Below are 20030 nucleotides of genomic sequence, written 5' to 3'. Positions count from 1 at the left end.
ATTTGTGGAAGTCCGTTTTAGTTAAATGCCGGAATACTCTATTGAAACAACCAGTGCGAATACGTTCATGCTGGTTGTTTCAATTTCAATAAAGAAAATGAAAGGAAAATAAGGATTTTTTAAGGAGTTTCTCCTTTTTAGTTTTAAAACGTCTCTTAAGGGAAAAATATCACTGATTGCAAAAATAGCAGGAGGTGAGTCCATGAATACGAAATATGAAGAATGCCTAAAAGCATGTTTGGAATGTCTAGAGGCATGTAATGTCTGTTTTGATGCGTGCTTGAAAGAGGAAGATTTGAAGATGATGGCTGATTGTATCCGCTTGGACCGTGAATGTGCAGATATATGTGCGTTTGCAGCACAAGCAATGACGCGAAATAGTCCATTTACTAAGCAGATTTTAGAACTTTGCGCAGAGATTTGCGAACGTTGTGCGGAAGAGTGTGCGAAACATGATCACGATCATTGCCAACGCTGCGCTGAATCTTGCCGAAAGTGTGCCGAGGCATGCCGGAAAATGGTAGCTTAAGCGTTATACCAAAAATGTAGCCATCAATGGAGCTGTTTCAAGAAGTGAAAAAAGTATTTCTCGGAACAGCTTCTTACTATTTGTGAATTATCCAGATAAGGAGCGTTATTCAGATGAAAAAGCAATTCCTTTTATTAAGTGCGGCTATAATTATTGGTTTAAGTGGATGTGGAAACAATACAAGCAATGAAAAAAGCCCAACCACTAATAATACATCCAAACAGGAAGACATGAAGATGGAAATGAACCATTCCGGCTCAGGTGAAGTCCCTAAAAACTTGGAAGAGGCGGAGAATCCAACCTATCCAGTCGGAAGCGAAGCAATTATTAAAACAGACCATATGGAAGGTATGGACGGTGCAGTGGCAACAATCGTGGGTGCTTATGATACTACGGCATACGCTATTTCGTATACCCCGGTAACTGGCGGAGAAAGAGTGGAAAATCATAAATGGGTTATCCAAGAAGAAATTAAAGATGCTGATGACAAAATATTAGAACAAGGAACTGAAGTAACCATAGAGGCAGACCATATGAAAGGGATGGAAGGAGCAACAGCTGAAATTGATTCAGATGAAAAAACTACCGTCTATATGATCGATTACACGCCGACTACCGGTGGGGAAAAGGTTACAAATCATAAATGGGTAACTGAAAGTGAACTATCTGCCCAATAAATATTGAATAAAGGTGAAAATCTTTAATTAAGCCGTAGTTTCCGCTGAAGTTGCTATCAGCCCCAGGTTTTGTTAAAGTGATAGTATATTCTTTATGTTGTTAAGTCACAGTTCTACTAGTGAAAGTCGTTACACTTTTTGCATATGCAGAAAGAGATACGGCACAAATTCTTAGCCTTCGTATACCTTATTTGAGGATAAGTTAGGCAGACGTATTGACGTCAAAAGTTGCTTAGGCATATCAGAAGAGATACTTACGCATTTTGCGTGATATATATTAAAACCGATTTTTCCATTCAAGGGGAGATTGGTTTTTTTGCTTTCAAAATGGAATTGAAAGGAGATGGAAGTGGATTTATTTAAACTGAATGAATTGGGTTATTTTAAAACGCATTTACTTAGCAATTGCTAGGTTAAGTGCGTTTTTTTTATTTACTTTAAATACAAAAGCAGAAAGGGTTGTTAGGTATGTCAATTAATCTTGATAATATGACGGCTGTTCAAAACAAACAGCAAGACGGTATTCTCGGACACCTTATGTGGTTTTCGGTCGGTAAGCAATTAGTTAAAATGGATGATTTGGAGAAAAGTCTCGTTCAATCAGGATTACCCGTTGAATGGATGCCGAATGCAATTCGTCCAGCTGATGCTTTCCGCAGAAGTACCAAGGAGATAGAAACGAGAAAATCTACTGGACACGCTGGCGTATTCGAGAACTTTCTTATTCGGGAAGTATTCTCGGATAAGAGCCACGTGCAAAGAAACATTGTAGTGGAGACTGTAGATCAGGCTGGTAAACGTCTTGACTACAACAGTAAAGCTGGAGTAATCACGCTTGATAAGCATAATAGTTCTCTGATTTTTATAACGGAGAACAAAATTGCAAAAGAGCTGTGCTTTGAAGCAGAGCGTAATTTCAATATTTATAAAGACCATTATTCAGCCCAGCAAGTAAGGGTAATGGTAAGTAAAATACTTCAATCGCTTGCACCCACACCGGTGCGACCAAACGGCGGCGTGTACTTTGTACCTGATTCACATACGGAAGGATTAAATCAACTCGTAAACTTCACCTCATCCCTTGAAAATAGTGAGGGATTTAAGATCCCAGTCGTTAACACATTCGACAACCGGCAAATGGTGAACACGAAGCTAAACGATCATTTAGAATCCATTTTGAATGATTGTAAATCGAGTTCTGGGCTGAAAAAAGGACAAGTGAAAGAGATTATTGAAAACGCCAAGTCTGTAATTGCGAACTATCGAAATTACAAAGGTATTGTCGCAAGTGAAGCAGATACGCTAGAAAATAAAATCATGACGATTCGTGCAGCGGTTACTAAGATGGTTGCAGAACTTTAATAATAGTGGAATGGAGAGATTAAAATGACTGAGTTTTATCAAACTATATTGGGAAGAAAATTCTATGAACGAGATGTAGTGGACTGTGTGCAATATGTTAAAAAGATTGCCCACGAACTCGAACGTTCAAATGAGTTGAAAGAGCAGGAGTTGCAGATGAAAATGCGGGAACTATCGATAAGAGAACAAGAATTGTTTGTTCTTTCGGCAAAAAACTGATCAGGGTTCTTATAAAGGGAAGTACGGTTGCACTAATGGCCGACTTCCTTTTTCTATTTAAACTACAAATCAAAGGGGTTACTTAAAATGACAAACACCAATTTCAAGAAGTTAGAGGAAATCAGACAGGCACTTAATTCAAAGTTTTACGAACGTGAGAATGAGGTCGAGGGAATTCTTGTCGCTCTACTCTCTAGGCAGCACATGCTCATGATTGGACCTGCAGGAACTGCGAAATCCGCATTGTCGGTTGAGTTAGCCAAAATCGTGCAGGGAACAGCGTATTTTCAGTGGTTGCTGACAAGGTTCAGTACACCTGAAGAAGTGTTTGGTCCGTTGTCGTTAAAAGACCTTGAACAGGGTGTATACAAGCGGAATACAGCAACTAAAATGCCTGAAGCGAATCTTGTTTTTCTAGATGAAATATTCAAAGCGAACTCGGCTATCTTGAATAGTTTGCTAACACTAATAAATGAAAGGCTCTTCTATAATAATGGAACGCCGGCAAAGGTTCCTTTGATGTCAGTCATTGGAGCTTCGAATGAATACCCGGAAGAGGGAGAGGGACTTGAAGCTCTTTTCGACAGGTTTTTACTTAGGTTCGAATTAGATTACATTGCAGATGAAATGAATTTTGTTTCCATGATGAAGGGCACCGGTCAAAATCAGGTTATGCCTTCCATGACGATGGATGAATTGGTTCAACTTCAGTTTTTTACTGACATGGTTACAATTCCTGACGAAGTATATGAAACTCTTTCAAAAATCCGTAATGAATTGCGTGATGAAGGAATCCGTCCTTCTGACAGGCGGTTTAAACAGTCACTTTCAGTTCTTCAAGCGAAAGCATTGATAAACCAAAGACAAGTAGTAAAAGTTGATGATATTGTCATCCTTGAAAATGCCCTTTGGGAAACAGTGGATCAAAAAGATAACGTTTCCCTGATTGTTCGCAGTCATGCACAGGATGTGGTTACTCGAAAACTTGATACGATTCAGGAAGAGGCAAGGGAAGTATTTTCTTCGATGCAGACGGATGCTTCTACTGACGCTGGAATGGAAGCTACCCAAAAGTTGAAATCGTTGGTTGCTGACTTAAATAAGTTGAAAACGCATAATCAAAATAGAGATACGGATATTGACTCTTTACTTGATAAACTGAAAGCAATGCAACAAGAAATACTTGACAGTATTTTGGAGCCGATGGATTTTGGCACCACAAATGAAAAGTCAACAGTACAAATACCATTTTAAAAATACATTGACGGATGCTATTGGAATGCTAAGGAACTAATCCTTGGCATTTCTTTGTTTAAAATTGAGAGGGAGTGTTTTATTTGAAACCAATAAGCGGAAGAAATGAAAATCATTCTGTGTTAAATGCAGATACATTCGATAAAAGACGTTTCAAAGAAATTTATAATATGTCGCAAGGACTTCAAAAGTTAAGCATTGATGGGGAACTACCTGAGTTTGAACCGTTACTCGGTGACATATGGGCTTCTTTATACAAGATGAAACCCGAATTAACTGAAGATGAAGTCCCTGATGATTTGCAAGTTAACAAATCGTTTATGGAGAAAATCATGAATGATGATTCGTTTGAAAACTATCGAAAATTTACTCGATTGGATGACATATCTTCAGCCATCGGAACTGTGAAATTCGGGGAGAAAACGAATGAATGGTTAATTGAACAAAAGGAACGGGATGAAAGCTTACAAAAAAAGATGCAAAGGATTCAGGCGATGCAAAGACAGCTTCAAAAGCAGGAACAACAAAATGGGGCTGGAAATGGTAACGGGAAACTAGAAGAAGACTTGAAATCAGCAATGTCAGACTTGGACAGTCAACTTCAACAGACGTTACAGAACAACAGTCATAGTTTTTCACAAGCGATGTCACAAGCTATGCAGGAAACGAAACAGACGAAAGATAGCTTGAAATCATTACTGGGAGGCACGGGTGCTGGTAGTGGTGACGCAGAACTGAAAAAAGTTCCTTTACGGGATCAAATTTCATTAGCTGAAAAAATCGCATCAAATAAACAGATGAAAGAAATTGCAGATTGGGCTGGTCGATTTAAACAGATAGCCCGTAAAAAGCAAAAATCTAAGCATAGTAATTCAATGGAAAGAAGCGGAGTTACGTTAGGAAGTGATATTGAGCGATTGTTACCGATGGAATTGGGCTTATATACACATCCAATAACGAAGAACGACTTCTTACGTCGCTTTGTCGAAGGCCAGACGATGATGTATGAACAGAAAGGGCAAGAGGTATTGGGGAAAGGGCCAATCATACTTTGTTTAGATCAGTCAGGCAGCATGAACAAGCTAGATACCCAATCCAAGGGATTTACATTAGCCCTTATGTCAATTGCAAGAAAACAAAGAAGGGATTTTTGTTTGATATTATTCTCTACTCGTACACAAATCATTAAATATGAGAGAGGAAAAATGGAAAGTTCAGATATGATCAAGTTAGCTCAAACCTTCTTAGGGGGAGGAACGGACTTTGCACTTCCTCTTGACGGAGCATTGAAAGTAATAAACGAAAGTCGGTTTAAACAGGCGGATTTAGTTTTCGTTACTGATGGTGAAGACCTAGTAAAGGATTCGTTTTTAGAAACTTTCAATAAAAAGAAAAAAGAAAAGGAATTTAATGTACTATCTCTATTAATAGGAAATAACACAAAAACAGTAGAGCGGTTTTCAGACAAGATAGTTAATATTAAGGATTTTGATGATGCAGGAAGTTTTACTGCCTTTGAAATATAGAGTAGATGCTAGAAGCAATAGTGTAAATAGCACACAAAAAAGCTCAGACTAAATCTGAGCTTTTTTAAGTATATCAAGGTATTTTTTGTTCCACAATCGCACCCGATTGTGATAGATTTAGGATATGTATACTGATTATACACTTTCATTATTGATATATTCATCAATATATTTATTTAGTAATCCTTTAGCTTCATATATTCCATAAAGCTTGTTTTTCGGTTCGCCTTTTGGGTACTTATCTAAATGCCCTAAATGGTTGTTTGTAAGAACACTGAATTCTTTAGCCCAATTATGAAATGAATAGGGCTGACGTTTGAATAAATATGCTTTTCTTCTATCAGTTCCAATAGTATGATAACCCTCTAAATTAATTCGATTTTCCCCATATAAATACTTTAAGGCCTCTCCTTTCACCCCATAAAGTTCAGTTTTTTCCTCTTTCAATTTTGAAATCTTCGATTTCTGACTATTATCCATTTTATTCCTTTCGATATATTCTGAAATACCTTTGGCACGGTTATTGATAACGTATATTGCATTTAATAATTGCTTGCAACATAATAAATTAGCAAACATATTTTGATTCATCTCTGGTAAGTCCTGTGCCATACTTACCTCGTAAAGTTTAAATTCAGTTAAGGACCTATTTGTCCTTACAGTATGTACATACTCTATATCATTAGGTAGATATAATCCCAGATCCAAAATTTGCCCTCTTGTAGCAAATTTTGGACCAATATTCTCCCATTCCAAAAAAGTAGTCATTAATAAACCTCCAAAGGTAAAGTTTTTTTACATTTATTAAATTTTATCATAAGAACTTAAAGATAGTGCATGAAACTGAGGTATTAGTAGTTATTATTCAAAAATCCGGTCCATTGCGGAAGACATAATTGTTATAACTGCCGTTAGTTTAGTTTCACAATGGATTATTCTCATTCGAGTTATATGTAGTTCGCTGCCTTCGATAGTTTCATGAATTGAGCATCTACAAGCTGGAACTCTTAATTAGTTTACTTCTGGCTATTTATTATCTTACTCTTTATTCTTACTATTCTTCCAAGTTGGGGTCATAGAATTGCAGATCCTCAGATATCATTCCTTGCTCTTTCAATTTTTCTATTACAGGTTTTGGATCTAAAAAGCCTTTAGTGTTTTTGGGGAAGACGTTAAGATCAACCTTTTTACTGGCATTCAATAGCCCTGCTTTATCAAGTAAATCGGCTATATAGTTCCTAGCATTTACGTAGGCATCATATGCATCGTAACCTTCATTTCCTGAAACGTGTATTCGTCCACTATGTACGATTTCATTTCGGAGCCTATATAGCTTCTCATACCATTCAGGAATTGGACCATTAGGTTCGTTAAACTTTAAATTCTCCCCCAAAACTCTACCGATATGATCCTCTATGACATTCCTAAAGGCTATAGAGGAAGCCTTTTCAATCTCTTCTTGACCGGCACCATTATGGAGTAGAAGTAGCTTATGAGTATTACGAATGAATATTTCGAAAGAGGTTTGTAAATCAATTACTGCTTCAATCATCTTCTCTTTATGGAGGTGACTTCGGGCAGTTGCAAAAAATTTCTCAACGAGAACAACTTCGGGGTGGATGTCCCACATCTGTAAATAACCACCCACATTTGAAAGATCCTTTAGAGATAGTTGCTGAGTGGGTGGAATAATATCGTGTGGACGTGTTATGTACTCAAAAGACTCTTCATCATCGATAATAAAGGTCAATAGAACTGGTAAGTCGTTAATTGTAATGTTGTAGATGTGGCTAAGGCCATAATTAATACGAAGTACATCGATATAACTATTCAGGAAATCAATGGCGTTTATAACAGTTAATCTTAAGATTTCATTCTTTTTTAGCCCTGTTATCATAATTTCGTGAGGCATAAAATCTACCGTAACATAAGTACAATCGATTTCATCTAGTAAATAACGCTGGTCAATTACTGAACCACGACTATAGGAGTGATAGGTCAGCATGAAATCTGCATTAGGATATCCATGAATTGTTTTGATTCCATCTTTGATCGGAAATTTGAAAGGCAAATACATATCAAAACTTATTTTCATATTATCGCTCCTTCTTCGGCTCGGAATCTCATTAACAAAGAACTAATGTCCCTAGGTTAGTTTTGGATCCAAGTAGGCTTGTCCATTTGCGAACCTAATACTACCTAATTTCTATAGTTCAAAATTCTAAATCCTTACTCTAGTTAAATCCATTATATTGAGTAAGTTCTTTTCAGCTTTGAAAAATTATCGTATACAGAATCATGCCATAAATTGCGGGTACATTCGTGAGAAGGTATCGTGCTATCCTGCCCGTTAGTACAATATCTACTTATTCCACAATTTGCTCCTTTAGCTTAATAAAGTCGTTTCAATTTGGTCAATCCAGTCTTACTAAAGAAGTTTTTCAAATTAAGGGAAAAGGACATTGATGCCCCTATATAGTAGGTAGCGGCTTTTATTTTATCATTGTATCTCTCCCGTCTTTTCAAGATATTTTATATACCGCTCAATTGTAGGTTTATAGTTTTTCATTGAGTTCTCACTGTATTCCCTTTTTAAAGCAGCTAATAGACTAGGGGTAAGGGTACATTCCCCATTGTATAGTCCTCTATTTATAATTCCTTTTAACCGACCTACATATTGGTTAGCAGATGTTTCCCCCATTTTATATTCTTTCAATAGGTATTCTTTAAAGTTCTCGAAATCCATATTACTCCCTCTTTCCCCCGAGTCAATCAGATAAACTGAATCATTAATTAATTATACATAAACAAAGGTTAATCCTTCTTTAACATAATGGCCCGTTCGTATTATAAGGTTAACCAGTCATTTCTGGTTGACCTATTTTTTATAGGTTTTATGCTTATGGTAGCCGGGGTAGGACGAAATGGCCCGTGGGACAATGATCCCGTCCGCAATACTGTCCTCCCTCTCCTTGTATAAACATGTTTGAGGCTGGTTGGGACTTGATCCCGTATAACAAGCGAAGCTATGACACTATAAGTGAAGCAGAGGCGTACCGGCAAATATAATAAAGGAGTCGTGATGAATATGGACCCGGTAATAGGCTTGGATGTCGCTAAAGGCGAGAGCCAAGTACAAGCTGTTTTAGAACGAAAACAACCCTATAAAGAAAGTTTTAAATTTACTCACGATCTACCAGGACTTCACATGTTTTATCGTTTTTATCAAGAAGTAGAAGAGGCCTCTGGCTATAGTCTTTGAATCTACTGGACATTACCATGAGCCTGTTCTTCAATTTCTTGAGGATCAAGATATAGCGTACTATTTGATTAATCCAGTGATTTCTTTTGAAGCTAGAAAAACAAGCTTACGTCAAGTGAAAACAGATAAGGCAGATGCGTTTCATTTAGGGCAGCTTTACTACAAAGAAGACCTTGAGATTTATCAAAGAAAAACAGACAAAGCCCTTAATTTACGCCTTTTAACAAGACAGCACAGTGCTTTGACGGAAAGTTATGTTGCGATTAAACTTCAATTTCAGGTAGCTTTGGATTGTATTTTTCCTGAGTATCATCACGTGTTTAGTGATCTCTATGGAAAAATGTCATTAAACACTTTATTGAACTATCCAACTGCTTTGGATATTCATAAAGTTTCCCAAGAGACGCTAGCAGAAGAAATGAGTCAATACGGGGCTAGACGTTCTCAATCGTGGTTTTTAAGTAAAGCAGCCCAATTGAAAGAAGCAGCAGAGCGCAATCCATTTCAATCTCAAATTAGCCATGAACAACTTGTGAGTTTGTGTATGTATATTCAACTTCTCTTTCAGTACAAAGAACATTTATCAGAATTACAGAAAGAAATAAACGTGTTAGCACAGTCTTTTGAAGACTATGGGCTAATCCAATCCGTTCCCGTAATCGGCGATAAAATTGCGGCAACAATCTTATCTGAAATCGGAGACGTAACGCTGTTTAAAAACCCTGAAAAGCTTGTAGCCTACGCTGGATTGGATCCATCTGTCTTTGAATCAGGCAAGTACAAAGCTTCAATTAATCGCATTACAAAGAGAGGCTCATCGCGACTGAGACAATCTCTATACATGGCTGTGCAATGTGGTTTAGCAAGAAATAGAAACAAGAAACTCATTGCTTTTTATAAGCGTAAACGCGACGAAGGAAAGCCACATAAAGTCGCTGTAATCGCTTGTGCAAATAAGCTTGTTCATTGGATTTATGCGATGTTAAAACATCAAGAAGTCTTCGTAGATCAAAATTAAAGCGTATTGGTCTTTAATTATTACTTTTTTGCCTTTTATATAAAAGGCTATTTAGCTTGCCTATTTTTAGTGTAACATGAATTTTAAGTTATTTTCAGCGATTAGTATTGACAACTATTAGCTGGTATTGTGGAAGTGCCCTTTTACAAATACATCTTTACTTCACTTTATTACAAATTTAGCAAGATATTCGCCTATTTTTTCTTCAGTACGATTCTTCAAATCTTCACTCGAATATTTTACAAACTTTTCGTATGCCCCACTTGATAATATGAATTCCGTAAACTCTTTGTTGCTATTACGTTTTATCAGTTGCATGTTATTTCGCAGTAGATAAATATTTGTTTTCTTTAAATCAGCCCGAACACTGTTCAACACCTGTTTAATCATTTTTGTATATGGTCGCTTAAATTTAAGTTGAGTTTCTTCTAAAGTAAGCATATCTTTTTCGAGGATTGTGATTAACATTGGTAAATATATTGCGTTATTAAAATGCTTCAACGCATCTGGTGGAATAGATGTCATCTGTTAACCCTGCTTTCTTTTTATAACTACTACAAAAATAACTATATCATTATTTTCTATTAATGATAGTACATAAATGATTAAAGGTTTTGAATATATAAACAACGGAAGGGAGTGTAGATAACCAAATGCAAGTTTATCAGAGTGACGACAAATTCGTGTTGGCCGTCGAAGGAGGACAGTTCCGCGAATTCGATAGTGCACCAAAAGCAATAATCACTAACAATAGACCTGTGCCTACAAGAATGTGGCTAATGCCAGAAGAAAAAGATATTGATCCATTTAAAGATACTTTCTGGCTATACAACTATGAGTTTCGAGAGTTTTTGTGTGACGGTAATTTGATACATATTTTAAAAATTGATTATACACGAGAAAAACCTTCATACGCTGCCGGTGAAGCAACCTTCTTTTTAGACGCCGCATATGTACACGATAAAATAGAGGAGTTACGCGAGAGAAGCATGTTAGCAGAGTACCACTGGGATGCAAATGTCCCGACCTGGATTGAAATTGAACGTGGATTTAAGTATGACGATGAAGATGAAGAAGTGGATGACGAGGAATATCAATAAAAAAGACGACCGCTTATAAGTAAATGAGTGGTCGTCTTTTAAAATCAATTATTACAATTCATGTCTTTCGCATGGTTCATTACTTCACTAGTCGGACTAAATATGTACTTAGAAACTAAAGTAATTATAGCGAATAAATTTGCAATGTTAACAGTTATCATAGCAGAAGTTATTATCAGGAATAGATATCTTCCAAAAGGTGCTCCAGCTGTCATAAATCAGTGTATATGCACTATTGTTAATTACCGCACGATTTTAGTGAGGGCCTTTTGATTCTTTTGATTGTAACCTTTATTATAGAAGGAACAGATCTTATATCGAAAGAGGTGGCGAACATGGCGATTATAATACCTTTTAAAACTAGACAGCAATTAGAAACAGAAAATGCTGTTAAAGTGATGCGTGAGTGGGAAGCACATTTAGAATGGGAAGAGGCGAATTGGCAGAAGGTAGTAGATAGGGAAGTAAAAGAAGAAAGCTTGTCTAAGGAGGAAATTAAGTGGTTGAATGACTGGGTGAGCGAGAAGAAATGATTAGCATAGAAGATAACCAAGACAAGTCAAGAAAGCTTACTCTAACGAAAGAGTAGGGGGGGAAAATATACACTTAAATGATTTCACGAAAGTTTTACACAATGATTGTTCGAAGTGTTGGTTTAACCGTGTCTATGGAAGCAAATCGGCCTAGGACCGATGCCGTGGTCACGAATCTAGGTCCTCCCAGACGTTTGTACAATGTTGCACAGGGATGGAATGTTCCCTTTTAAACTACTTGCCGGAGGATAAACAATCTTAAGTTGTGTGTGTTACTTTGACAAGTAAATCGTCCCGTTTTCCACACTAGTAAGTAATTGTTTTTTGAACATGATCCATACCACACCGGAATCGGATATAACCAATTTCCTATTTTGGATAATTGGATTCTTTACAACTTTCCCCTCGAAGAAAACCGTATTCATACGTTCGCTACTCTCTTATAATATCGACTAACAAGCAGAACTTTTTGAAGTTGGCAGACGATTTTTTCTTTCTGGTAAGGTTGCGTTATGCTCATTACGGGCAATTGTGATATTATAGGATAAGTCATGATTTTTATTGAGCGTAATGAAAGGATGATAAATAAATATGAGTAACAACGAGCTTCCGAAAACCGTATCTATGTATACGTTAGGTTGTAAAGTAAACCATTATGAAACAGAAGCAATTTGGCAACTTTTTAAAGATGCTGGCTATAATCGTGAGGAATTCAATAAAAATTCCGATGTTTATGTCATTAACACATGTACCGTAACGAATACGGGAGATAAAAAAAGTAGACAAGTGATCAGGCGTGCAATACGAAATAATCCGGATGCAGTTATTTGTGTGACGGGATGTTATGCACAAACATCACCAGCAGAAATAATGGCAATTCCGGGTGTTGATATTGTCGTAGGAACACAAGACCGTTCAAAATTATTGGGGCTCATTGCTGAATACCGGGCAGAGCGCAGGCCGATAAATGCAGTTCGTAATATTATGAAGAACCGTGTTTATGAAGAATTAGATGTCCCTACATTTACTGACCGGACACGCGCTTCTCTTAAGATTCAAGAAGGCTGCAATAACTTCTGCACATTTTGCATAATTCCTTGGGCACGTGGGTTAATGCGTTCACGTGATCCCGAAGAAGTCGTTCATCAAGCGCAGCAATTGGTCGACGCTGGTTATTTGGAAATCGTTTTGACTGGTATCCACACGGGCGGATACGGAGAAGACTTAAAGGATTATAATTTGGCTGCATTATTGCGTGACCTTGAATCGAAAGTCAAAGGATTAAAACGTCTTCGTATAAGCTCCATCGAAGCAAGTCAATTGACCGATGAAGTGATTGAAGTCTTAAATAATTCATCAATCATTGTTCGCCACCTACATATTCCGATCCAATCTGGTTCGAACACGGTGTTAAAGCGGATGCGCAGAAAGTACACAATGGAATTTTTTGCAGAACGTCTTGACCGTCTCCGAGAGGCATTGCCTCATCTTGCGATTACTTCTGATGTCATCGTTGGATTTCCTGGTGAGACTGAAGAAGAGTTCATGGAAACGTATAACTTTATCCGTGACCAACAGTTCTCAGAACTTCATGTTTTCCCGTATTCTATGCGAACAGGTACACCTGCTGCACGGATGACCGATCAAATCGATGAGGACATTAAAAATGAACGTGTACATCGATTAATCGAATTGAATGACCAACTTGCAAAACAATATGCATCTTCATTTGAAGGTGAAGTACTGGAAGTCATTCCGGAAGAGAAATATAAGTTAGATCCTGAAAGTGGTCTTTATGAAGGTTATTCGGACAACTATTTAAAAGTTGTTTTCCCGGCAGATGAAACGATGGTTGGGAAAATTGTTCGTGTAAAATTAACAAAAGCTGGTTACCCTTATAATCAGGGGCAGTACGTTCGAGTTATCGAAGAACAGAAAGCAATTGTGTAAAGACAGAAAATAGCTGTACTCCACATTAATAGAGTACAGCTTTTGGCTTGTCGATGATATTCAATAACAGGGAGGAATTTAAATGAATAAGGACTTTGCTAAATATATAGATCATACCTTACTAAAAGCAGATGCTAAAAAAGAAGAAATACTGGAACTTTGCGAGGAAGCGAAAATGTACTCGTTTGCTTCAGTATGTATTAATCCTACTTGGGTTCAAACAGCGGCAACTTCGCTTGAGGGATCACAAGTAAAAGTATGTACGGTGATTGGTTTTCCGCTAGGTGCATCGACTTCAGCAGTAAAAGCGTTTGAAACGAAAAACGCGATTGAAAATGGCGCGACGGAAATCGATATGGTGATTAATATTGGTGCATTGCGCGATGGTGACGACGAAACAGTCAAAAATGATATTGCTTCCGTTGTAGAAGCTGCAAAAGGAAAAGCAATCGTTAAAGTAATCATTGAAACAGCTTTATTAACTGATAATGAAAAACGTACTGCGTGCGAACTAGCTGTCGTAGCGGGTGCAGACTTTGTAAAAACTTCAACTGGTTTTTCTACAGGCGGGGCTACTGAAGCCGATATTAAATTAATGCGAGCGGTAGTAGGACCTGTAACTGGTGTGAAAGCATCTGGTGGCGTTCGTAGTTTCGAAGATATGCAAAAGATGATTAATGCGGGGGCGACAAGAATAGGTGCGAGCTCTGGTGTTCAAATCATGAAAGGTTTGAAATCAGAAACAGATTATTGATACCTAGTGATTCACATTTGCTATTGTTGAAAATTCGACACAATCATATTGATGTATGAATTATGATTGATTTAAAGATTAATATTGACCACCACAATATAATAAGGTATAATATCTAGGTACATGGCACTTGGCCGTGTTATCCAAGTGTGTTCGGAGGGAGGGACAAGAGATATGTCAAAAACTGTCGTTCGTAAAAACGAATCGCTTGAAGACGCTCTTAGACGTTTCAAACGTGACGTTTCCAAAAGTGGAAAAATACGTGAATCACGAAAGCGTGAGTATTATGAAAAGCCAAGCGTGAGACGCAAATTAAAGTCTGAGGCTGCAAGAAAGCGTCGCTAATACTTCCTTGTGTATGTCTCTACTTTTAAGTTGTAAATTGATCTTGAGATTTCAATGCTAAACCGGAAAATCCAATTAGGGTTTTCCGGTTATTTGTCTACGTTTGAAATAAAATAAATACTTTAGTTTATATAAAGTGAAACTTTTAGCCTTTTCATCCGTATTAAAGCTATAATTAACTATAAGAACAGAGGGGAGGTTTATGATGAATATATTAATTAGGAGATTGATCCTCTTCGTTATTCTTGTCACGGCTGTAACGCTACCTTTCATAGAATCCAATGCCAAAACTACAAAAGTGTATCAAGTTCCGATTGAGGATGCAGTTGAGAAAGGACTATATAAATTTTTGCAAAGATCCTTTTCTGAAGCTGCAGCAGCTGACGCGGATGCAATTATTCTCGATATTAATACACCTGGCGGTTTTGTAGATGCGGCAGGTCAAATCGCAAAACTACTCGATTCTTCGGAAATGGAAATAATTGCGTATATCAATGATGATGCATTATCTGCTGGCGCATTCTTGGCACTTCATGCGGATAAGATCTATATGTCGCCCAATGGACGTATCGGAGCAGCAGCAGTAATTGATTCGGGTGGAAATGCGGCGGATGATAAAGCTGAAAGCGCTTGGCATGCGGCTATGACAAATGCTGCCAAATCTTCCGGTCGTGATCCTAAATATGCCTTGGCGATGGTAGACGATTCTTATGATTTTCCAAAATATCGTGCGGGCGTTGGAAAATTACTAACACTAACTGCAAGTGAAGCGATAGAAGTAGAATATAGTGAAGGAACTGTCTCTTCATTTAATGAGTTATTAAAAGTAAATGGTTATGAAAATGCTGAAGTTATTTCAACACAAGAGACAATATCAGAGAGTATTGCAAGATTTATTACGCATCCAGTAGTTGTTCCGATATTGCTTTCATTGGCAGGTCTAGGACTCGTAGTAGAATTGTATTCACCAGGTTTTGGTGTACCGGGAACAATGGGAATTGTTTCTTTGTTACTCTTTTTCTATGGTCATCTAGTGGCTGGGCTTGCAGGTTTTGAGTCGATTATTTTATTAGTTGTAGGAATCGGTCTCATTGTCGCAGAGTTTTTTATAGCCGGCGGAATTGCGGGCATACTTGGCGCGATGGCAGTAATTGGAAGTATTATATTAGCAGGTGGCAATCCAATGAATATGGCTATTTCCGTATTAATTGCGCTTGTCGTTGCTGCAATAGGGACGGTGATTATTATCAAATTTTTCGGGAAAAAATTACACCTGTTGAATAAAGTTGTCCTTATGGATGCGACAGATACTGAAAGCGGGTATGTTTCTAATATTAACCGCACAGAATTAGTTGGACGTATTGGCAAGACTTCTACGCCATTGAGACCAGCGGGTACGGTAGAGTTAGATGGAGAAAGAATTGACGTTGTTTCTAACGGAAGTTACATTGACAAAGGAAAAAGTGTTATCATTATAAAGGTTGAAGGTTCTCGAGTAGTAGTAAGAGAATCAGAAGAGAAGGGGGAAAATAAATAATGGATATAGCTATTAATGCAGGATCAATTGGAATAATCGCTATTGTATTTGTTGCAATCATAATCTTAGCGATATTTTTCACACTTGTTCCAGTAACACTATGGATCTCGGCGATGGCTGCCGGTGTTCGTGTAAGTATTTTCACGCTGATAGGAATGCGTCTTCGTCGGGTAATTCCGAATCGAATTGTCATTCCATTGATCAAGGCTCATAAAGCAGGTTTGGATGTTGGCATCAGCCAGCTTGAAAGTCACTATTTAGCAGGTGGAAACGTTGACCGTGTTGTAAATGCTCTAATTGCTGCTCACCGTGCAAACATCGAGTTAACGTTTGAACGTGCAGCTGCAATTGACCTAGCGGGCCGTGACGTGTTAGAAGCTGTTCAAATGTCAGTTAACCCGAAAGTCATTGAAACGCCATTTATTGCGGGTGTTGCAATGAACGGGATTGAAGTTAAAGCGAAGGCGCGTATTACTGTTCGTGCTAATATTGATCGTCTCGTTGGTGGTGCAGGAGAAGATACGGTTATTGCGCGCGTTGGGGAAGGGATTATTTCAACAATTGGTTCATCTGTGGACCATGCGAAAGTTCTTGAACACCCAGATATGATTTCACAAACAGTTTTATCTAAAGGGCTCGATTCAGGTACTGCATTCGAAATTCTTTCAATTGACATCGCAGACGTTGATGTCGGAGAGAACATTGGTGCAAATCTTCAAACTGAACAAGCTGAAGCAGATAAGAAAATTGCACAAGCCAAAGCGGAAGAACGTCGTGCAATGGCTGTTGCAAACGAGCAAGAAATGAAAGCAAGAGTTGAAGAAATGCGTGCTAAAGTTGTTAGTGCTGAAGCAGAAGTACCAATGGCGATGGCAGATGCACTTCGTTCGGGCAATATTGGCGTTATGGATTACATGAATTACAAAAACGTCCAATCAGACACAAGCATGCGTGATTCAATAAGTAAATATGGTACTGAAAACCCAGATACCGAAAATCAATAATGCATTTGCATAAGTGATTGCAGTGTAGAACTGATAAGTATTTAATTCCCGGAAAGGGGATGTTATAATGGAAAGCTTGATTCCATTAATTATAATGATGGTCCTCGGGGCGATTATGAGCGGTAAACGGGGTGCCAAATCATCCGGTGAAGCAGAAGCAAAGCCTTTCACTGCCGGACAAAAAAAGTCTGAAAGTCCTATGAGGAAATTTAAAGAAGTGTCTACTGAAATGTATAAAGAGATACAACGTGAATTTCAACAGGAAACTAGTGAAAGGCAACAAACACCGCAAAGATCACAAATGACTTCACCTACTGTTCAACCAAAATCTACGGTAGAGGTTTCAAAGAAAACAACAACTGGAAGAGACCGCCGTGAAACATTTAAAGGAAGAACGTCTACCAGAGGTCAAGCCGAAAATACGGACGAAATTGTCAAAAAAGAAATAATGCTTGAATCGTTAGTGCCGAAAAGCAAAGATGATTTAATTAAAGGTGTTATTTTTTCTGAAATTTTCGGACCACCAAAGTCTAAACGCTAATCATTGATCCCCTGTATATATCATAAGATATGTACAGGGGGTTTATTATTTGAAAAAATTATTTAATACAGGCTCTTTAATTACGATTAATGAATTTTCTTCAATACAAATCAACGGCCCTTGTGAACTTGTGACACTAGGACCTGATTTTGCGAAAGTGAAAAGTGGGAATTATGTTATTGAGGCAACCGGTGATGAATTATTAATTGATTTATTATCAGAGGAAATTGCAATCATCTCATTCGATTCGATACATTCAGTTACAATTGCCAAATTGGATAATGAGGTAAATCGTTATGATCTCTAAGCGATATACAATACGTATTGCGAAAAACAAAAATGTATCGGCCTTTCTAACAAAACTTAAATCGTTGGGGACAACGATAACATTACTGACAATCATGGATGGCGTAGTGGATTTTCGTACAGACCACAAAGGTGTCCGAAATGTCCGTAAGTATCGCAGGCGATATGGATTGAAGGTGAAAATCACAACAACCGATCGTGATCCCGGATTAGCCGCGCTTTTTAGTTCATATCGGTTTTTAGTTGCACTTTTTATCCCTTTAGTGCTTTCGTTTTTTCTATGGTCCGTGAGCGTGGAATCTGATGTACCAGAAGTGGCAGAAAGAATTGAAGTGAAATTAAACGAAGCTTCAATCATTCGTTTCCGTCCTCTTTATCTAATTCCGAATGAAGATGAAATCCGACGTAATTTAATGCAGGATGATCCATCATTATCATGGGTTAGATTTAAGCGACGCGGGGTATCATTAACCATTATCCCAATGCTATCACCAGCATCTGATATCGATTCCCTAGAGGAGGGGCCGCCTTCTGACCTGGTAGCCCGAACTGGCGGCATGATTACCCGTTTTGCCTTAACGCGGGGAGAACGTATAGGGCATACTTATATGACTGTTAAAAAAGGGGATATATTGGCGACGGGTATACTTGAACAAGGCGAGAAAGAAGTGCTAGTTGGTGCTGAAGGTGCGGTATTTGCAGATTTTTGGGTAGAGTATAAATTTAGTTTGCCAAAAAGGGTTCAGTACACAGTGCAAGGTGAAGAAGAAGTTGAATTTATATTTCATAACCCGTTAAAAAACAAAAATCCAACTGAATTTTGGAAGTTGTTCACTACAAATAGAACCATAAGCGAGGTTAGCACGGAGTTTGAGTTGGTTGAAGGAATGGAAACGACGATCATCTTGGAACTGATTAAAAGTCAATTATTAGCTGAATATGGACATGAGGCGACGATAAAAGATAATAAAGTTTTGCACGTCTCATTCGATAATGATAAAGTTAAAGGGACTATATTGTTTCTTATAAATGATAATATCGCAATGAAAAGACCGATAGCCAAGGAGACTGAGGCAAATGACTGAACGATTAATCCAACTGCATGTTGAAGACACCAATGAAGCGGTAATGCTGCTCGGGAATTCTGATCAAAACATGAAATTGATTGAAGAGGAGCTTGGTCTTTCGATAATGACGAGAGGCGATTCGATAACTTTAAACGGAGATGCAGAAAATCAAGAAATGGGTCGTGCATTGATTGAACAACTAATTAAGGTTATCCGAAAAGGGATCAATATAAACCAACGTGATGTCGCGACTGCCATTGAAATGGTGAAGGGCGGGACAATTGAATACTTTTCTGAACTTTATGATGAAGAAATTTCGAGGGACGTCAATGGAAAAGCGATTCGTGCAAAGACAATTGGGCAAAGAGAATATATTCAAGCGATTCGTTCAAGGGATTTAGTGTTTTGTATCGGACCGGCCGGGACTGGGAAAACTTTTCTCGCAGTCGTATTGGCAGTGCATGCAATGAAGTCAGGATCTGCAAAACGTATTATATTGACGAGACCAGCTGTTGAAGCAGGTGAGAGTCTAGGCTTCCTTCCAGGAGACTTAAAAGAAAAAGTGGACCCGTACCTCAGACCGTTATACGATGCATTACACACTGTACTAGGCGCTGAGCACACGGAACGTCTTATGGAGCGGGGCGTAATTGAGATTGCGCCGCTTGCTTACATGAGAGGTCGCACCTTGGATGATGCATTTGTTATACTTGATGAAGCGCAAAATACGACGAAAGCGCAAATGAAAATGTTTCTAACACGATTGGGTTTCGGCTCTAAAATGATTATAACCGGAGATAAAACGCAAATTGATTTACCACGGGGCATGGATTCTGGCTTAATAGCGGCAGAAACTATCTTAAGAAATGTCTCTGATATTCGTTTTCAATATTTGGAGGCAGGCGATGTTGTGCGACATCCACTTGTTGCTAAAATAATTGAAGCTTATGATGAGGAACAAACATCGTAAGCACTGGGGTTTTTAGTTCAAATATAATAAATAAAAAATGAGCTAAGTGTCTATAGCGTGATTTCGGGGGATGAGA

At 38.0% G+C, this 20030-nt stretch carries 21 protein-coding genes and 1 pseudogene; 18 read left to right on the top strand and 4 right to left on the bottom strand.

The window, feature by feature from the left end:
- Nucleotides 1–202: 202 nt before the first annotated feature.
- From J4G36_RS05460 to J4G36_RS05435, 6 genes are all read left to right on the top strand, one after another.
- Nucleotides 203–529, top strand: a complete 327-nt coding sequence (locus J4G36_RS05460; protein WP_210469039.1) for a four-helix bundle copper-binding protein — start codon at nucleotides 203–205, stop codon at nucleotides 527–529.
- Between the two features lie 113 nt (nucleotides 530–642).
- Nucleotides 643–1206 (top strand): YdhK family protein, encoded by a 564-nt coding sequence (locus J4G36_RS05455; RefSeq protein WP_210469038.1) that lies wholly within the window; start codon nucleotides 643–645, stop codon nucleotides 1204–1206.
- Nucleotides 1207–1674: 468 nt separating this feature from the next.
- The gene (locus J4G36_RS05450) at nucleotides 1675–2568 is read left to right on the top strand and encodes a DUF6744 family protein (protein ID WP_210469037.1); all 894 of its coding nucleotides are present in this window, start codon (nucleotides 1675–1677) and stop codon (nucleotides 2566–2568) included.
- A gap of 24 nt (nucleotides 2569–2592) precedes the next feature.
- Entirely contained in the window at nucleotides 2593–2787 is a 195-nt protein-coding gene (locus J4G36_RS05445; RefSeq protein WP_210469036.1) for a hypothetical protein, read from the top strand.
- A gap of 87 nt (nucleotides 2788–2874) precedes the next feature.
- Nucleotides 2875–4041, top strand: coding sequence for an AAA family ATPase (locus J4G36_RS05440; RefSeq protein ID WP_210469035.1), 1167 nt, complete (start codon nucleotides 2875–2877; stop codon nucleotides 4039–4041).
- Nucleotides 4042–4124: 83 nt separating this feature from the next.
- Nucleotides 4125–5567 carry a VWA domain-containing protein gene (locus J4G36_RS05435; protein ID WP_246880411.1) on the top strand — a complete coding sequence of 481 codons (1443 nt, stop codon included), beginning with the start codon at nucleotides 4125–4127 and terminating at the stop codon, nucleotides 5565–5567.
- 135 nt (nucleotides 5568–5702) lie between these two features.
- Here the strand turns inward: J4G36_RS05435 and J4G36_RS05430 are convergent, their stop codons facing one another.
- The 3 genes from J4G36_RS05430 to J4G36_RS05420 all read right to left on the bottom strand — a co-directional run bounded on the left by J4G36_RS05430 (nucleotide 5703) and on the right by J4G36_RS05420 (nucleotide 8313).
- Nucleotides 5703–6335 (bottom strand): hypothetical protein, encoded by a 633-nt coding sequence (locus J4G36_RS05430; RefSeq protein WP_210469034.1) that lies wholly within the window; start codon nucleotides 6333–6335, stop codon nucleotides 5703–5705.
- Between the two features lie 286 nt (nucleotides 6336–6621).
- A complete protein-coding gene (locus J4G36_RS05425; protein ID WP_210469033.1) occupies nucleotides 6622–7662 on the bottom strand; it encodes a hypothetical protein in 1041 nt (346 codons plus the stop codon).
- Between the two features lie 405 nt (nucleotides 7663–8067).
- The gene (locus J4G36_RS05420) at nucleotides 8068–8313 is read right to left on the bottom strand and encodes a hypothetical protein (protein ID WP_210469032.1); all 246 of its coding nucleotides are present in this window, start codon (nucleotides 8311–8313) and stop codon (nucleotides 8068–8070) included.
- 342 nt (nucleotides 8314–8655) lie between these two features.
- On the opposite strand from J4G36_RS05420, the pseudogene J4G36_RS05415 reads away from it, so the two are divergent.
- Nucleotides 8656–9847: pseudogene (locus tag J4G36_RS05415) on the top strand (IS110 family RNA-guided transposase).
- 162 nt (nucleotides 9848–10009) lie between these two features.
- Here J4G36_RS05415 and J4G36_RS05410 read toward each other — a convergent pair.
- Nucleotides 10010–10372, bottom strand: a complete 363-nt coding sequence (locus J4G36_RS05410; RefSeq protein ID WP_210469031.1) for a YhjD family protein — start codon at nucleotides 10370–10372, stop codon at nucleotides 10010–10012.
- A gap of 128 nt (nucleotides 10373–10500) precedes the next feature.
- Between J4G36_RS05410 and J4G36_RS05405 the strand changes: the two genes are divergently transcribed.
- The 11 genes from J4G36_RS05405 (at nucleotide 10501) to J4G36_RS05355 (ending at nucleotide 19954) form a co-directional block, all read left to right on the top strand.
- On the top strand, nucleotides 10501–10947 hold the full coding sequence (locus J4G36_RS05405) for a hypothetical protein (RefSeq protein WP_210469030.1): 447 nt from the start codon (nucleotides 10501–10503) through the stop codon (nucleotides 10945–10947).
- 335 nt (nucleotides 10948–11282) lie between these two features.
- Nucleotides 11283–11480 (top strand): hypothetical protein, encoded by a 198-nt coding sequence (locus J4G36_RS05400; RefSeq protein WP_210469029.1) that lies wholly within the window; start codon nucleotides 11283–11285, stop codon nucleotides 11478–11480.
- Between the two features lie 591 nt (nucleotides 11481–12071).
- Nucleotides 12072–13430: a tRNA (N(6)-L-threonylcarbamoyladenosine(37)-C(2))-methylthiotransferase MtaB gene (gene mtaB, locus J4G36_RS05395; protein ID WP_210469028.1), complete on the top strand. Its 1359-nt coding sequence runs from the start codon at nucleotides 12072–12074 to the stop codon at nucleotides 13428–13430.
- An 82-nt stretch (nucleotides 13431–13512) separates the two neighbouring features.
- Complete coding sequence (gene deoC / locus J4G36_RS05390) at nucleotides 13513–14184, top strand: deoxyribose-phosphate aldolase (protein ID WP_210469027.1); 672 nt, start codon at nucleotides 13513–13515, stop codon at nucleotides 14182–14184.
- A 174-nt stretch (nucleotides 14185–14358) separates the two neighbouring features.
- On the top strand, nucleotides 14359–14529 hold the full coding sequence (gene rpsU, locus J4G36_RS05385) for a 30S ribosomal protein S21 (protein ID WP_210469026.1): 171 nt from the start codon (nucleotides 14359–14361) through the stop codon (nucleotides 14527–14529).
- Nucleotides 14530–14734: 205 nt separating this feature from the next.
- The gene (locus J4G36_RS05380) at nucleotides 14735–16066 is read left to right on the top strand and encodes an NfeD family protein (RefSeq protein ID WP_210469025.1); all 1332 of its coding nucleotides are present in this window, start codon (nucleotides 14735–14737) and stop codon (nucleotides 16064–16066) included.
- A complete protein-coding gene (gene floA, locus J4G36_RS05375) occupies nucleotides 16066–17070 on the top strand; it encodes a flotillin-like protein FloA (RefSeq protein WP_246880410.1) in 1005 nt (334 codons plus the stop codon). The genes J4G36_RS05380 and floA overlap by 1 nt, the downstream gene beginning before the upstream one ends.
- A 67-nt stretch (nucleotides 17071–17137) precedes the next feature.
- Entirely contained in the window at nucleotides 17138–17611 is a 474-nt protein-coding gene (locus J4G36_RS05370; RefSeq protein WP_210469024.1) for a hypothetical protein, read from the top strand.
- Between the two features lie 49 nt (nucleotides 17612–17660).
- Nucleotides 17661–17918, top strand: a complete 258-nt coding sequence (locus J4G36_RS05365; protein WP_210469023.1) for a hypothetical protein — start codon at nucleotides 17661–17663, stop codon at nucleotides 17916–17918.
- A complete protein-coding gene (locus J4G36_RS05360; RefSeq protein WP_210469022.1) occupies nucleotides 17908–19002 on the top strand; it encodes a sporulation protein YqfD in 1095 nt (364 codons plus the stop codon). Before J4G36_RS05365 ends, J4G36_RS05360 begins: the two co-directional genes overlap by 11 nt.
- On the top strand, nucleotides 18995–19954 hold the full coding sequence (locus J4G36_RS05355) for a PhoH family protein (protein WP_210469021.1): 960 nt from the start codon (nucleotides 18995–18997) through the stop codon (nucleotides 19952–19954). The genes J4G36_RS05360 and J4G36_RS05355 overlap by 8 nt, the downstream gene beginning before the upstream one ends.
- Nucleotides 19955–20030: the final 76 nt, after the last annotated feature.

The organism is Sporosarcina sp. 6E9, assembly GCF_017921835.1.
GTDB lineage: Bacteria > Bacillota > Bacilli > Bacillales_A > Planococcaceae > Sporosarcina.
Note: the sequence above shows the minus strand (reverse complement) of the source record. Positions and strands in the feature narration are given on the sequence as shown.

Excerpts from the sequence above, each read along its gene's own strand:
- J4G36_RS05440 (WP_210469035.1), top strand. The coding sequence starts at position 2,875 with ATGACAAACACCAATTTCAAGAAGTTAGAGGAAATCAGACAGGCACTT.
- J4G36_RS05400 (WP_210469029.1), top strand. The coding sequence starts at position 11,283 with ATGGCGATTATAATACCTTTTAAAACTAGACAGCAATTAGAAACAGAA.
- rpsU (WP_210469026.1), top strand. The coding sequence starts at position 14,359 with ATGTCAAAAACTGTCGTTCGTAAAAACGAATCGCTTGAAGACGCTCTT.
- J4G36_RS05445 (WP_210469036.1), top strand. The coding sequence starts at position 2,593 with ATGACTGAGTTTTATCAAACTATATTGGGAAGAAAATTCTATGAACGA.
- J4G36_RS05450 (WP_210469037.1), top strand. The coding sequence starts at position 1,675 with ATGTCAATTAATCTTGATAATATGACGGCTGTTCAAAACAAACAGCAA.
- J4G36_RS05460 (WP_210469039.1), top strand. The coding sequence starts at position 203 with ATGAATACGAAATATGAAGAATGCCTAAAAGCATGTTTGGAATGTCTA.
- J4G36_RS05355 (WP_210469021.1), top strand. The coding sequence starts at position 18,995 with ATGACTGAACGATTAATCCAACTGCATGTTGAAGACACCAATGAAGCG.
- floA (WP_246880410.1), top strand. The coding sequence starts at position 16,066 with ATGGATATAGCTATTAATGCAGGATCAATTGGAATAATCGCTATTGTA.
- J4G36_RS05380 (WP_210469025.1), top strand. The coding sequence starts at position 14,735 with ATGAATATATTAATTAGGAGATTGATCCTCTTCGTTATTCTTGTCACG.
- J4G36_RS05420 (WP_210469032.1), bottom strand. The coding sequence starts at position 8,313 with ATGGATTTCGAGAACTTTAAAGAATACCTATTGAAAGAATATAAAATG.
- J4G36_RS05425 (WP_210469033.1), bottom strand. The coding sequence starts at position 7,662 with ATGAAAATAAGTTTTGATATGTATTTGCCTTTCAAATTTCCGATCAAA.
- mtaB (WP_210469028.1), top strand. The coding sequence starts at position 12,072 with ATGAGTAACAACGAGCTTCCGAAAACCGTATCTATGTATACGTTAGGT.
- deoC (WP_210469027.1), top strand. The coding sequence starts at position 13,513 with ATGAATAAGGACTTTGCTAAATATATAGATCATACCTTACTAAAAGCA.
- J4G36_RS05370 (WP_210469024.1), top strand. The coding sequence starts at position 17,138 with ATGGAAAGCTTGATTCCATTAATTATAATGATGGTCCTCGGGGCGATT.
- J4G36_RS05405 (WP_210469030.1), top strand. The coding sequence starts at position 10,501 with ATGCAAGTTTATCAGAGTGACGACAAATTCGTGTTGGCCGTCGAAGGA.
- J4G36_RS05455 (WP_210469038.1), top strand. The coding sequence starts at position 643 with ATGAAAAAGCAATTCCTTTTATTAAGTGCGGCTATAATTATTGGTTTA.
- J4G36_RS05430 (WP_210469034.1), bottom strand. The coding sequence starts at position 6,335 with ATGACTACTTTTTTGGAATGGGAGAATATTGGTCCAAAATTTGCTACA.
- J4G36_RS05410 (WP_210469031.1), bottom strand. The coding sequence starts at position 10,372 with ATGACATCTATTCCACCAGATGCGTTGAAGCATTTTAATAACGCAATA.
- J4G36_RS05360 (WP_210469022.1), top strand. The coding sequence starts at position 17,908 with ATGATCTCTAAGCGATATACAATACGTATTGCGAAAAACAAAAATGTA.